The 14,378-nt window shown below is 40.3% G+C and carries 10 protein-coding genes; 6 read left to right on the top strand and 4 right to left on the bottom strand.

Annotated elements, in window-relative coordinates; all coding sequences use genetic code 11:
• The first annotated feature begins 45 nt into the window (after positions 1 to 45).
• The 4 genes from pafA to ACLCDV_RS00525 all read left to right on the top strand — a co-directional run bounded on the left by pafA (position 46) and on the right by ACLCDV_RS00525 (position 6,018).
• A complete protein-coding gene (pafA, locus tag ACLCDV_RS00510; RefSeq protein WP_317668920.1) occupies positions 46 to 1,689 on the top strand; it encodes an alkaline phosphatase PafA in 1,644 nt (547 codons plus the stop codon).
• A 90-nt stretch (positions 1,690 to 1,779) separates the two neighbouring features.
• A complete protein-coding gene (locus tag ACLCDV_RS00515; protein WP_046673766.1) occupies positions 1,780 to 2,220 on the top strand; it encodes an RrF2 family transcriptional regulator in 441 nt (146 codons plus the stop codon).
• 217 nt (positions 2,221 to 2,437) lie between these two features.
• Positions 2,438 to 5,227, top strand: a complete 2,790-nt coding sequence (locus ACLCDV_RS00520) for an outer membrane beta-barrel protein (protein ID WP_317668919.1) — start codon at positions 2,438 to 2,440, stop codon at positions 5,225 to 5,227.
• An 8-nt stretch (positions 5,228 to 5,235) separates the two neighbouring features.
• Positions 5,236 to 6,018 carry a GLPGLI family protein gene (locus tag ACLCDV_RS00525; RefSeq protein ID WP_317668918.1) on the top strand — a complete coding sequence of 261 codons (783 nt, stop codon included), beginning with the start codon at positions 5,236 to 5,238 and terminating at the stop codon, positions 6,016 to 6,018.
• 75 nt (positions 6,019 to 6,093) lie between these two features.
• Here ACLCDV_RS00525 and metG read toward each other — a convergent pair whose 3' ends face one another.
• Positions 6,094 to 8,163: a methionine--tRNA ligase gene (metG, locus tag ACLCDV_RS00530; RefSeq protein WP_333575942.1), complete on the bottom strand. Its 2,070-nt coding sequence runs from the start codon at positions 8,161 to 8,163 to the stop codon at positions 6,094 to 6,096.
• 323 nt (positions 8,164 to 8,486) lie between these two features.
• On the opposite strand from metG, the gene ACLCDV_RS00535 reads away from it, so the two are divergent.
• The gene (locus ACLCDV_RS00535) at positions 8,487 to 9,389 is read left to right on the top strand and encodes an LD-carboxypeptidase (protein WP_333575941.1); all 903 of its coding nucleotides are present in this window, start codon (positions 8,487 to 8,489) and stop codon (positions 9,387 to 9,389) included.
• Between the two features lie 39 nt (positions 9,390 to 9,428).
• Here ACLCDV_RS00535 and ACLCDV_RS00540 read toward each other — a convergent pair whose 3' ends face one another.
• A complete protein-coding gene (locus tag ACLCDV_RS00540) occupies positions 9,429 to 10,259 on the bottom strand; it encodes a universal stress protein (protein WP_333575940.1) in 831 nt (276 codons plus the stop codon).
• A 241-nt stretch (positions 10,260 to 10,500) separates the two neighbouring features.
• On the opposite strand from ACLCDV_RS00540, the gene ACLCDV_RS00545 reads away from it, so the two are divergent.
• Positions 10,501 to 10,908: a DoxX family protein gene (locus tag ACLCDV_RS00545; RefSeq protein WP_046673771.1), complete on the top strand. Its 408-nt coding sequence runs from the start codon at positions 10,501 to 10,503 to the stop codon at positions 10,906 to 10,908.
• 171 nt (positions 10,909 to 11,079) lie between these two features.
• Here the strand turns inward: ACLCDV_RS00545 and ACLCDV_RS00550 are convergent, their stop codons facing one another.
• Positions 11,080 to 11,910, bottom strand: a complete 831-nt coding sequence (locus ACLCDV_RS00550; protein WP_317668914.1) for a universal stress protein — start codon at positions 11,908 to 11,910, stop codon at positions 11,080 to 11,082.
• A gap of 243 nt (positions 11,911 to 12,153) precedes the next feature.
• The gene (locus ACLCDV_RS00555) at positions 12,154 to 14,274 is read right to left on the bottom strand and encodes a carboxy terminal-processing peptidase (protein WP_317668913.1); all 2,121 of its coding nucleotides are present in this window, start codon (positions 14,272 to 14,274) and stop codon (positions 12,154 to 12,156) included.
• Positions 14,275 to 14,378: the final 104 nt, after the last annotated feature.

Genomic DNA, 14,378 nt, shown 5'->3' on the forward strand with positions numbered 1-14,378 from the left:
CTATGCAGTAAATAAAAAACTAATATTTCAATACTTAATACGATTATGATTAAAAGATTTTTTTTAAGTGTCGTCCTTGGAATAGCGGCGCTTTCGTCCATGGCGCAACAACCGGAAAGACCAAAATTGGTTGTCGGCCTGATGGTGGATCAAATGCGTTGGGATTATTTATATCGTTTTGCAGATCGATATGGAAATGATGGTTTCAAACGACTTTTGAAAGAAGGATTCTCCTGTGAAAATACGTTGATTAATTATATTCCGACATATACCGCTATTGGACACAGTTCGGTCTATACAGGATCCGTTCCTTCCATACACGGAATTGCAGGCAATGACTGGATTGAAGAACAGACAGGGAAGAATATGTACTGTACGCAGGACGATAATGTCGTTGGTGTCGGTACCACTGCGAAAGAAGGACAGCAGTCGCCACGTAATTTGCTTGCATCGACCGTAACGGACCAATTGAAGCTCGCCTCTAACTTTAAGTCCAAAGTGATCGGTATCGCCATCAAAGACCGTGGCGGTATTCTACCGGCGGGGCATTTTGCCGATGCAGCGTATTGGTTCGAAGCTAAATCAGGCGATTGGATCACCTCTAATTTCTACATGGATAAACTGCCAAAATGGGTGGTAGACTTCAACAAGAAAAAATTGGCCGAAAAATACCTGAAAGGCGACTGGAAACCAATGTATGATATCAGCACCTATGCTGCCAACAGTATTGCAGATGATAACATCTACGAAGGGAAATTCCCCGGTGAAGAAAAACCGACTTTGCCGCGTGCGACTTCCAAGCTAATGAAAGACGAAGGCTATGAGCTGATCAAAACCACACCAATGGGAAATCAGTTTACGTTGGATCTGGCTATGGAAGCAATTAAAAATGAGCAGATGGGAAATAACCCGACTAAAAATACCGACTTCCTTTGTGTGAGCCTTTCGGCGACAGACTATGTGGGGCACCGTTACTCATTGACAGCAGTGGAGATTGAAGATATCTATCTGCAGCTTGATAAACAGCTTGCTGATTTCTTCAACTACCTCGATAAGACGGTGGGCAAGGGTAACTATACGTTCTTCCTGACAGCAGATCATGGCGCTTCTTACAACTCTCGGTTCTTTATGGATATGAAAGGAAATGGTGGTTATTTCTATTCCCGTCAGATCATCACAGGACTTAACAAAACCCTTAAAGAAAAATTTGGACAGGAGAAGCTTGTTAAAAGCATGATGAATTACCAGGTGCACTTAAATAATCAATTGATTGATTCTTTAAACTTGGATCGTGATAAAATAAAAGAGACCATCATTCGTGAGCTTCGCCATACCGAAGGTGTCGCTTATGTTGCTGATATGGAAAAAGGGGAAAGTTTGATGATCCCGGCGCCTATTCGCGAAAAAATGATCAATGGTTACAACTTTAAACGTAGCGGTGCTATTCAGATTGTTTGTGAACCACAATGGTACGACGGTACCCCGCGCTCGACTGGTACAACACATGGTACCTGGTCTGGTTATGATTCCCATATCCCTTTGGTATTTATGGGTTGGGGAATTAAACCGGGTGTATCGAATACAGAAGTACATATTGTGGATATTGCACCGACAATTTCTTCGCTCTTGCACATTACAGAGCCCAATGGTAGCATCGGAAAACCGATCACGGCGGTATTGGGGCAATAAGGAGACTGTTGCTGCAAGCGTGAGATCATGAAGGTTTTATTCTATTGAATAAAAAACGTAAATTTGCAATTCAACAGGGGGTTAACAAATATGCTTTCCAAAAAGACAAAATATGCAATAAAGGCACTGATGGTGCTTGGTCGTAATTACGGTAATGAGCCTATGCAGATCGTGAAGATTGCGCAGGAGGAGAATATTCCAAAAAAATTCCTGGAACAAATTCTACTTGAAATGCGAAATGCCGGAATTCTCTATAGCAAAAAAGGTGCTGGAGGTGGTTATAGCCTCAATAAGGCTCCCGAAGATGTTTTTTTATCGCAGGTGATGCGCCTGATTGATGGCCCCATAGCCTTGCTGCCATGCGTGAGCTTGAACTTCTACCGCTCCTGCGAAGAGTGTACACAAGAGCATGCCTGTGGCATACGCGATACTTTTGTAGAGGTGAGAAATGCCATGTTGCAGATTTTAAATGATACGAGTATTGCCCATTTAATCAATAAGGAAAAAGAATTGAACCTGAATGTAGATTAAAGGAAATAAAATATATTCTTCTATTTAGATTGGAGGCGTAACAAATAAGTTACGCCTCTTTTTTTATGAGATAAAATTACTGGTATAGAGTGAATTATCAGGTTTTATTTGCGCGGAGTAAGGTTAATTTATTAATTGCATAATTATTTAACATTATTTTACGAATTTTCCGTAGCAACATTTATATATTTACTTCGACAATATATAAACGAAATTTATGAAACTAACCTATTCCCTAGTTTTGTTTCTTTTATTATCCGTACTGAGTTCCAAGTCTTATGCGCAACATAAACTTGTGGGATCGGTGGCCGATATCAAAGATCTTGCAAAACTACACCAGGCTTCAATCGCGCTGCTCAGTCCCAAAGATTCGATTTTGATTAAATTTGGTCGAACGAAAGAAAACGGGACATTCCAAATTGCCAATCTCGACACAGGCAGCTATAAAATGGTAGTTTCCTATCCGCAGTATGCTGACTTGGTAAAAGATATCCATGTGGCCGCCGAAGATTTAGATATTGGTATTGTAAAACTATCTAAAGCAGCTCTACTATTGGAAGAGGTCCAAGTGAACGGCAAAATTCCTGTGGTTATTAAAGGCGATACCGTCGAATATGATGCCGCTAGTTTTAAAGTCGAGAAGGATGCTAAAGTAGAGGACCTGTTGAAGGTTTTGCCGGGTATTACGATGGATGGATCAGGTAAGATCATCGCGCAAGGCAAGGAAGTGAAAAAAGTGCTGCTCGATGGCGAAGAGTTTTTTGGCGATGATCCAACGTTGATCACCAAGAACATCCGTTCAGATATGGTCAGCAAAGTACAGGTTTATGAAAAGAAATCAGACCTTGCTGTACGCACTGGGGTGGATGACGGTGAACGTACACAGACGATTGATATCAAACTCAAGGAAGATAAGAAAAAAGGAATGTTCGGCCAGGCTGTCGCAGGAGCTGGTACAGATAAATATTATGGCGGAAAAGTCATGCTCAATAAGTTTAAAGGCTCACAAAAAATTGCCGCTTATGGTATTCTGGCAAATGATGGAATGGTCGGATTAGGATTTGAAGATAGCCAAAAATATGGTGTGGGCGGAAGTAGCAATGTGCAGATGATGGACGGTGGTGGCATTATGATTTCCGGTGGTGATGGTTCTGATGGGGGATGGGATGGTAAATACTATGGTGGTGGCGTGCCCAAAGCAATAAATATGGGGGCTAGCTATTCCGACAAATCCAAAGATGATAAGCATAAGATCAATGCAAACTTCAAACGCAATCAGATCAATGTCAACAATACAAGTACGTATAACGCGCAGAATAACCTTCCTGAACGCGCACAGGTCGATAATAATGTGACAGCATCTGAAACCGAAACACAGGCAAATATTGCAAATTTACGATATGATCTGAAGTTAGATTCACTGTCCGATTTGACCATTAATATGGGATTCACCAAATCTAGCCGCGACAATTTATCCAATTCAGAAGCAGACCAGCGTAAATTGGATAGAACATTGATTACACAGACCTTATCTACCACTGATCAAAATAGCGATCAGGATAAGTTCAATGTAAATGCAATGCTTACCCGTCGTTTCAAAAAGGACCGTCGCTCTGTAACCTTTAATATCAATGCAAATACTGATCAAAATAGGTCAAAAACGCAATATTTTTCCCAGAACTATTTCCAAAGTTCGGGCGATACGACACTGATCGATCAATATAAAAATGATAAGTTGGGCAACAATATGTACGGGGCATCGGTAACTTATTCTGAGCCTTTGTCAAAACGACTGACTGCTGCTATTGGCTACGCATTCAATAGCAATAAATCGGAGACCCTTAATCAGTCCTTCGATAAAGATCCTGTTACAGGTAAATACACTGTACTGGATCAAAATCTATTAAATGATTTCGATTTTACCAGCTTGAAAAATGGCGTCAATGCTTCCCTCAATTACAAGTCTAGTACCTTAACGGTTAATCTGAGCAACAGGGTCGATTTTGAGGATGTAAAGAGAACGTATAATAATCTAAATACAACATTGCAGCGTAATCAGACTTCGGTTAACCCAAATCTCTCTGTGAATTACAAGATCTCAAAAAGTAAAAATATCGGTTTCCGTTATAGTGGACGTACCATTCAACCTTCTTTGACTCAAATCGAACCCCTTAAGCAAAATGCACAGCCGCTTATCGAATATTTGGACAATCCAAACTTAAAAGCGGGCTTTAACAACTCCTATTCGATCAATTACAATAGCTATAAGCAGTTGAAAGACCAGGGATTCTATTTTTATGCCAGTGCAGATCAGGGCAAGAAGAATATTAACACCAATGTACGCTATAATCTAGACGAGGGGACGCAACAAATTTCCTATGTCAATATTGATAAGGACAACTGGCGTATTTATGGTGGCGGATCTTACAGTTTTGTGCTACAGAAGAAATGGGGTTTGAAAATGAATATCGGTCTCAACGGACAATACAATAGCCAGTTTAGTTATTTATCGTCGTTTAATGAAGAACCAAAGCTTAATAGAAATCAGACGAAGAGTATAACACCAGAAATCGGCTTTAATAGATATAAAGCAAATAAGATGGACTTTTACATCTCGTTGATGCCTGGCGTCGAGCAAATGAGCTCGTTTTTGCAGCCCGAATTGAACCGTACAACGTTTAAATTCCGTTCTTATTCGCAGTTCACTTATTATTTGCCAAAAGATTTCAAAATTTCGTTGTCTACAGATCAAAATTATCAAGCTGCGACAAAGACATTACAGTCCATTAATATTATCAATATGAATGGATATATTTCTAAGAAATTCTTGAAGGATAAATCATTGGAAGCGCAGGTATTTGTCAATGATATCCTAAATAAAAATAACGGCGTATATCGTTATCAAAACGGAACGTCATTTATCCAGACAAGCAACACTGTATTACGTCGTTATGGAATGCTAAAAGTAATCTACAATTTTACAACAATGAAAGGAGATGCCAAATGAGTAAGTCTATGAAGTTGATGATTTGGGTATTATTGCTGTGCATGAGTACAGCACAGGCACAGCATGCCTATTTCCCCAGTAGTGGAATAGTGACTTATGAACGGAAGTTTCATGTACAGAACTTTTTAAAACGGAATTATCTGAGCAAGCCGGACTTGGATACCTGGGATAAGCTGATGGTCGACAATGCCGTAAAAAATGGTCCTACGGAGGTTGTGACCCATCATATTCTGAAATTTTACGATAATGAAACCTTGTTTGAGACAGTTCAGGAAGACTATCCTGCGACTTACCGTAATGTGACCAGATATAATTCTATCCTTCCGGATTCAAAAACATATATTAATTTTCAAAATCAGGAATTCCTAAAACTACTCCCTTTCGGAGATGATCAGCTCTTGCTCAAAGATTCTTTGCCTACCGTAAAGTGGAAGTATACTGACGAATACCGCAATATCGCGGGATATGACTGCAGAAGAGCCAATGGAATCATCCAAGATTCGGTCTATGTGGTTGCCTTTTTTGCGGGACAAATACCTGTCTCCGGTGGTCCTGAACTTATACACGGTCTCCCTGGCCTGGTGATGGGGGTATCCATTCCTAGTATGAATGTAAATATGTTTGCGACAAAGGTCGAGATCACAAACGCCCCGGTTTCAAATGTGCTGACCAAAAAGAAAAAAGTTGTGGCAGAATCGAGAACAGAAGTCCTCAAAAAATTGAAAGAGACCGTTTATGATTATCTGGATGATAAGGAATTTAAAAAGCGTATGCAGAGCATATTCTTTTAGCCGGTTACAATGATAAACCAAAAAAGCCTGTTCGTATGAACAGGCTTTTTATATAAAAGGAATGCACGTTTTCTATTAACGTACTGTACTTCCTACTTTAATTGCGGTGTCGGGTTTAACAAAATCCAATCGACCATCTGCATCTTCGGCCATAAGAATCATGCCCTGTGACATAATTCCTTTTATTTCGCGAGGCTCAAGATTGACCAGGATGGATACCTGACGACCTACGATCTCTTCCGGACTAAAGAACTCTGCGATACCCGAAACGACTGTGCGTGTATCAATACCAGTATCGATTGTTAATTTCAACAATTTTTTTGTTTTCGCAACTTTTTCGGCTGCTGTAATCGTTCCGACGCGGATATCCATTTTAACAAAATCGTCAAAACTGATGTTTTCTTTCGCAGGAGCAACTTTTGCATTATCAGCTAGATTTTTTGCTTTTGCTTCGGCAAGCTTATTCAATTGGAAGTCGACTTGTTCGTCAGTTATTTTGTCAAATAACAATTGTACTTCACCCAATTGATGGTTGTCTTGAATTAAAGCATCTGAACCTGCGTCATTCCAGTTCCCTTGTGGGAAATTGAGCATTTCAAATAATTTGATCGCCGTTTTCGGTAAAAACGGCTGTGCAAGAACAGCAAGGTTAGCAACAATCTGTGCCGCTACATTTAAAATGGTTTTGACACGTTCTTCATCCGTTTTAATAATTTTCCATGGCTCCTCGTCCGCAAGATATTTGTTGCCAAGACGAGCAACACTCATGAACTCTGCCAAAGCTTCGCGGAAGCGGAATTGTTCTAAAGACGATTTAATAGAAGCCGGGTATGCTTTTAATTCATCCAATACCGCTTGGTCTACCGTTGTCAGTGCCGAACCTTTTAATACCTTACCATCAAAATATTTATGCGAAAGTACCATCACGCGGTTGACAAAATTTCCAAAGATAGCAACGAGCTCATTGTTGATTCTGGCTTGGAAATCTTTCCAGGTGAACTCTGCATCTGAAGTCTCTGGTAATATGGATGTTAATACATAGCGCAATTCATCCTGTTTGTCAGGAAACTCTTGCAGATACTCATGTAACCATACCGCATGATTTCTAGACGTAGATAGTTTATCACCCTCTAAGTTCAGGAATTCGTTGGCCGGAATATTTTCTGGTAAAATATAGCCGCCGTGTGCATGAAGAATTGCCGGGAAAATAATACAGTGGAAAACAATATTATCTTTTCCGATAAAATGGATCAGTGTAGAGTCGTCTGCGGGGTTTTCATGGGTTTTCCAATAATCTTCCCAGTTTTTACCATGGTCTAAGGCCCACTGTTTAGTTGCAGAGATATAACCGATAGGTGCATCTAGCCAGACATATAGCTTTTTACCTTGAGCTTCAGCCAAAGGAACATCAACCCCCCAGTCCAGATCTCTTGTCATTGAACGTGGTTGCAAACCGGATTTAAGCCAGGATTGACATTGGCCAAAGACGTTGGATTTAAGAATATTTTTCTTTCCTTCGATCAACCATTTTTCAAGCCAAGGTTGGTATTTATCCAAAGGAAGATACCAGTGTTTCGTCTCTTTCAACACTGGTGTCTTTCCACTTAATGTTGAAATCGGGTTGATCAGGTCTGTGGGACTCAGTGATGTACCACATTTTTCACATTGGTCCCCATAGGCGCCTTCGGACTTACAATTTGGGCAAGTTCCCGTAATGTAGCGGTCGGCCAAAAACTGATGGTATTCCTCATCGTAGTACTGCTCGGAAAATTTCTCCACAAATTCGCCTTTGTTGTAAAGGTTTAAGAAGAAATCCTGCGATAACTGGTGATGTATGGGCTCCGATGTACGGTGATATATATCGAAAGAGATACCAAACTCCTCAAAGCTTTCTTTGATTTGTTTGTTGTATTTGTCAATGATTTGTTGCGGGGTGATGCCCTCTTTTTTTGCACGGATGGTAATCGCCGCACCATGCTCATCTGAACCACATACATAAACTACATCTTTTTGATTCAGACGTAAATAACGGACAAAAATATCCCCTGGGATATAAGCTCCGGCAAGGTGTCCGATATGTAAAGGACCATTGGCATATGGTAATGCCGATGTGATGGTATAACGTTTTTTATCTAGAATACTCAATGCTTGAAAGTATATTAAAGTGTGTACATGTTTTCTTTGGCAAACTTAGATAAATTGCTGTTTATATGCAATATAAATGCGTGTCATATCGAACAATTTATTCTTGAATTCTTGTGCCGGCCGATTCCTCGGATTGTTGCAATCTGATCAAAATGCGCTTCTGTTTAATTGCTTGTTATCGTAGAAATATTATTCAAAATAGCGGTAGAAAACTTAGATAAATTTACGTTTATTTGTACATATAAGCACCATATATCAAGTAAATTTATCGTCGGACTCTATCGTGAGGAGGCGATTTTGTTTGATCATTAGCAATAAAAAATATGTCCAAAATACCTGATTTTCTGAAAGAAGGCGATAAAGTCGCTATTGTATGCCCTGCGAGTTTTATTCGTGGATCTATTGATGTAGGCATAAAAACATTGGAGAGCTGGGGACTGGAAGTTGTGGTCGGGAAAACCGTCGGGACATCGTTCCATCAGTTTGCCGGCGATGACAAGTTGCGGGCAGCAGATCTGCAGTGGGCACTGGATGATCCGTCGATTAAAGCTGTTTTTGCCGCGCGCGGGGGTTACGGTTGTGTTCGTATTGTCGATCAGATAGATTTTTCAAGCTTTGAAAAAGATCCCAAATGGTTGGTGGGCTTTAGTGATATTACCGTATTGCATAGTCATATTCAACGCAACTATAAAATTGCAACAATACATGGACAGATGCCCAAATCCTTTGAAACCGGGACAAAAGCCTCTCTTGAAACCTTAAGAAATGCATTGTTCGGTCATAACATGGACTTTACCTATGAGCAAACCTTATTTCCCAACCGCGCGGGTAAAGGCGAAGGCAAGTTGGTCGGTGGAAATTTGGCGATTTTATTATCTGTACTTGCGTCGGATTCGGATGTCAATTACAAGAATAAAATTTTATTTATTGAAGACGTCGGTGAAGCCTATTATTCCATAGACAGAATGTTATGGGCGTTGAAACGCGCAGGAAAACTAAAAAAATTAAAAGGTCTGATTGTGGGAGGGTTCTCTGCCATGAAAGACAATGATCCTACTTTTGGGCAAAGCGTTGAGGAAATTGTGTGGGATAAAGTGAAAGAATATGATTTTCCGGTGGCTTTCGGCTACCCTGCCGGGCATATTGATGACAATCATGCCCTTGTATTTGGCCGAAAAGTAACATTGGAAACTACCGATAATTCTGTTCAGTTAACTTATTTGTAAGCCTAACTGAACAGAACTTTTCCAGACCATATATCTTGATTAACCCGAATGTACGGGGATGACCATCATCGCAGCATGGCTTTTCCAAGCCATCTTCTGCGCTATACTTGTATTGAATATTCTGCTTAATAAGCCCTTGTCCCGATGGAAAGTGACCATCATGTCGATATGATTTTCGTTGATGTATTGGTTGATTCCAGAAGCAATGTCTGCATTGAGGATATAACTATAGATGGGGTGATAAGGCGCCAGTAAATCTTGCATGGCTGTTATTTCGGCATTTACCGCCTTATTTGCAGGGTCTTCTTTGGTCACATGAACCACATAGACCTCACTTTTACGTAAGACTTCTGCGGCATTAACCAAAAGACGGTTTAATTTCAGTTTTACCTCTTTGAGATTGGTGGCGATCAACATCTTTTTGGGTACCCGAAATTCTGCCCGTGCGGGGACCACCAGCAATGGTGTGTGACAATTTTCGATCAGCTTGAGGGTATTGCTACCAAGGAGTAGCTTTTTTAAGCCGCTTTTACCAGCTGTCCCGACGATGACAAGGTCAATGTCCTCCTCAGCACAGGTGCGGTTTACGCCGTAGCTAAGCTCGTATTCCTCAAGAACTGATTTCCAGGCAATGCCCTCAGGGAAAAGTAACATCAGTTCCTGCTGCCAGGTATTGAGATCCTTTTGCTTTTCTTCCAAGATTTCTGAATTGCTTATGACAACAGGTTCGGTTCCCACGGTAGGGATTACTTCGTATGTATGGTATAAGACAACCTTTTCAATTCCCCAGAGCGGAGCCAATTGCGCGGCATAGCGCGCAGCAGCATAGGCATTGTCCGAAAAGTCTGTTAACAAGAGTAGATTTTTCATCCTTTTTCGTTATTTGTTTGTCCATAACCCTTAGCTAAGGTGTTTTTACACGTTCTTAGACAGGATATATGTTGAGATTCATCGCGTTATAATCGGGTCTATAGCCTTTAAATTACACATTAAGTATTATAAATGCAATAGTTTTTATGAAAACCGAAGCTGTTAATATCTGCTCAATCTAAATAATTTCATTAATTTAGGGAGATCGGTAATTTAAGTTTTAATAAATTAAACGTTTTTTATGGCAATTTGGAATTCATTGGGTAAATATCGGGATACAGGACTGTTGATACTACGTGTCGGACTGGGGGTGATGATGATCATGCATGGTCTGCCCAAGTTACAGGGCGGTCCTGAGCTCTGGGCAGGTGTCGGAAAATCAATGGGTAATATTGGTATTCATTTTATGCCTACATTTTGGGGTTTTATGGCTGCCGCAACCGAAACTGTTGGGGGGCTATTTTTACTGCTGGGACTCTTTTTCCGACCAGCGGCATTATTGCTTGCTTTTACGATGGTCATTGCTGGATTAATGCATCTTTCTAAAGGAGACGGTATCTCTGGAGCATCACATGCAATTGAGCTTTGCTTTGTGTTTCTAGGACTTATCCTTATTGGACCGGGTAAACATTCGGTTGACAAGAAATAAAAGACTTCCCGGTAAGAGATTTCCAGGAGGAAGAACGATACAACAAAAAAGCCGCAATTAAGGATAGATTGCGGCTTTGCTATTTTTTCTGCTTAGTCTGTTCCTATTCGTTCAAATAGATCTTTGGTTCACCAACATCAATGGAGCGCTCCTGCGAAACCATAACAGTTTCTACGATCTATCCATCGGAATAACCAGTAAGTTGGCCGCGCCATTCCAGGCTATCTTCTTAGATATGCTCGTTTTGAATAGGCTCGCTAATAGGCCTTGCTTTTTATGGAATGAAAGTATGAGATCAATATGTTTCTCTTTGGCATATTCTTCAATACCTAGTGCAATATCATCATGGCTGATGTAGTCATAAATCGGATGATATTTGTCCAGGCGTTCATGGAGGTGCTTTAGTTCCTGTGCTAGATCGGCTGCAGAGCCCTCTTTTTTAGCGACATTCAATACATAAAGTTGTGCGTCGAAGGTTTCCAACACCTGATCTAAATTGAATAAATCAAGCTTTCGATCGACTTCTTTGAGATCTGTTGTCGCCAACACATTTTTGGGGACGGCAGGATTTACCTTATGGGAAACGATCAGCATAGGCTTATTGCAGATATCCATCAATGTAATGGCATTGCTACCGACCAGGATCTTTGCGAAACCTGTTTGTCCGGTGATACCCAAGGCGACAAGGTCAATATGCTGGGATTTACACATGTCATTGACTCCCATTGGCAGATCAACATCTTCCATCTGATGAGATAATTCTACTTGCGGTGGAAACAATAGTCTAATTTGATCAAACCATGCTATGAGTTCCTTTTCTTTGCTCTCTTTCACTTCATCATTGACGATAACAATAGGTTCGTTATTGACAATGGTGACACTATTGTAAGTATGGTAGACAATAACCTTTTGCGTTTTCCAGGCTTCTGTACATAGGGCAACTTGTTTTGCTGCTAGTAGCGCATTTTCTGAAAAGTCAGTTAACAGGAGGATACGTTTCATGATGCTCTTTTTTATGTGTTTATTTTCTATAACCTGCCACTTCAAGTCGTCCAAAAGCTGTCGTGCATAATCTCAATGGATCATTTGGATCTCGTGTTGCGGTGGTATATTCCTAAAACAATTAAACTCGTGATAAGTTACAAAGAAAACGTGAATTTAATGTTAAACCCATCCTATTGTGATGAGTATCATAAAAAAAGGCAACCGCGATTACGGTTGCCTTTTTTGAGAAGAAAAGATCTTCTATTTTTTAGTTCCAAAATTGATGATATAATCGGTCATCACTTTGGCACTTTCATCTTTGACAAAGTCAAGATCTATTTTAGGTTGGGACTTACCTTCCTCCCATGCTGGTTTACCCTGCAATTTCAATAAAGCGTTGATGCGGTCTCTATTTTTCTTGAGGTTGTCATCTTTCTCTTTTTTGAATTTGTTGAGTTCCAATGGAATTTTAACATCCTCATCTTTTTGAGCTTCTTCAATATCCTCTTTTAGATACTTATATTCCAATGAGTTTTTAATGCGTGCTTCGTGCATTGCTTCTAATTTCTTGTCAACAGTACTTAGGTCAGCTACTTTTTTGAAGTTGCTCGATTGGATTTGATCCCAAGGGAGTGCTGATTTTTCTGAGCTCTCGCCAAATTTCTCTGCGGAGAACTGAGAAGGGAATACGATATCAGGTGTAACCCCTTTATGTTGTGTACTGCTACCGTTTACACGATAAAATTTACCCAATGTAATATTGATCTGTCCATATTGAGGAGCACCTTCTGGGGTATCTGGATCTTTTTCACCTGAGGCTTTTAGGAGTAAGCGGCTGGTCGGACTGATGACACGTGACATGTCGATCGCCGATTGCACGGTTCCTTTGCCATAACTTTGAGAGCCTAAGATAATACCTCTTCCGTAATCTTGGATAGCACCGGCAAAGATTTCAGAAGCCGAAGCCGAGAAGCGGTTGATCATGATGCCCAATGGACCATCCCAGGATACGCCGGCATTTTTATCTTCTTCGACATCGATGTTATTTTTTGTGTCTCTTACTTGTACAACTGGGCCTTTATCGATAAATAAACCAGTTAGATCAATTGCTTCAGGTAAGGATCCACCACCATTGAATCGCAAGTCGATGACAACAGCATCTACTTTCTCTTGTTTCAAGGTATCTAAGATTAATCTAACGTCTCTCGTTGTGCTCTTATAGTTTGGATCGCGTCTTCTGTACGCTTCAAAATCCATGTAGAACTTCGGAATATTGATGATACCTACTTTGTAGGTTTTTCCGTCTGCGCCTTTGACGTTCATAATCTCTTTCTTTGCAGACTCTTCTTCAACGACGATTTTCTCACGTACTAAAGAGACAATGCGCGGATGAGAGTTCATTGGCTGACCAGCAGGTATAATTTTCAGGCGAACAATGGTTCCTTTTGGCCCTTTGATTTTTGCTACCGCAGCATCAAGTCTCCAGCCAATAATGTCTTCAAATTCACCATCTTTTCCTTGGGCCACTGCAATGATCTTATCATTGACGTGAATGCTCTTGTCTTTGAATATTGGGCCACCCGGGATAATTTCGAAGATGCTTACAGCTTCGTTGTCGACGACAAGTCTTGCTCCGATACCTTCAAACGTATTGGCCATTCCTTCATTGAATGCCTGGGCAAAGGATGGATTAAAATAGGAGGTATGTGGATCAACAGCATCGGTCAATGCTTGCATGACCACTTGAAATGCATCGTTGGCATTGGTTTTCTTCGCCTGCGAGATCAAATTTACATAACGTTTTTTTAGTGTTTCCACCTGTTTGGTCTTCGCACTATCCGTAGATTTTCCACTGGCAGTTTCTAAGTTCAGGAGGTCGTATTTTACGCGTTTACGCCATTGATCATTGGCTTCATCAGCAGTTTTAAACCAGCCCAGTTTTTCACGATTAGGTTGGTAATACTCATCTTTTGTATAATCCTGTTTCTTGTCGATTTCTGAAAGCGCATATTGCATTCTGTCCAGGTATCTCTTTGAATAGACATTAAAAATATGGAATGCGGCCGAAAGATCTCCATTTTTGATATCCTGCGCAAGATTGTTTCTGTACGCTTGAAATTCATCAATATCCGATTGAAGTAAGTAATTTTTTCCTTGATCCAAACTTTTGATCAGATTATCGTATATGATGCCCGATATCGAATCATTCATTTTGACCTTTTTGTAGCTCGCATTTTCCAATAATCCAGAGACTTCTTTAGCGATAATCTGATGTTGCGTGCTCGGTTTAAGCCCTCCATCATCAGGAAGCGCTACCCGTGGTTTTGAGCCACAAGAAACAATGGATACAACAAAAAGTGCAAATATGAGTTTCCTAAACATATTTTCGACGGTTTTAATAATCATTTTTATTTAAAAAATATTCAGCTCTTATTGATAAGCGTGCTAAATTTAGTGAAATTCGTAGCACATTATCGCAGAATCTA

It is taken from the genome of Sphingobacterium sp. Lzh-3 (assembly GCF_046764375.1).
Lineage (GTDB): Bacteria > Bacteroidota > Bacteroidia > Sphingobacteriales > Sphingobacteriaceae > Sphingobacterium.

Coding starts and splice junctions, on each gene's coding strand:
- ACLCDV_RS00550 (WP_317668914.1), bottom strand. CDS start 11,910: ATGAAACGTATCCTCCTGTTAACTGACTTTTCAGAAAATGCGCTACTA.
- ACLCDV_RS00535 (WP_333575941.1), top strand. CDS start 8,487: ATGTCCAAAATACCTGATTTTCTGAAAGAAGGCGATAAAGTCGCTATT.
- ACLCDV_RS00525 (WP_317668918.1), top strand. CDS start 5,236: ATGAAGTTGATGATTTGGGTATTATTGCTGTGCATGAGTACAGCACAG.
- ACLCDV_RS00515 (WP_046673766.1), top strand. CDS start 1,780: ATGCTTTCCAAAAAGACAAAATATGCAATAAAGGCACTGATGGTGCTT.
- ACLCDV_RS00520 (WP_317668919.1), top strand. CDS start 2,438: ATGAAACTAACCTATTCCCTAGTTTTGTTTCTTTTATTATCCGTACTG.
- ACLCDV_RS00545 (WP_046673771.1), top strand. CDS start 10,501: ATGGCAATTTGGAATTCATTGGGTAAATATCGGGATACAGGACTGTTG.
- ACLCDV_RS00540 (WP_333575940.1), bottom strand. CDS start 10,259: ATGAAAAATCTACTCTTGTTAACAGACTTTTCGGACAATGCCTATGCT.
- ACLCDV_RS00555 (WP_317668913.1), bottom strand. CDS start 14,274: ATGTTTAGGAAACTCATATTTGCACTTTTTGTTGTATCCATTGTTTCT.
- pafA (WP_317668920.1), top strand. CDS start 46: ATGATTAAAAGATTTTTTTTAAGTGTCGTCCTTGGAATAGCGGCGCTT.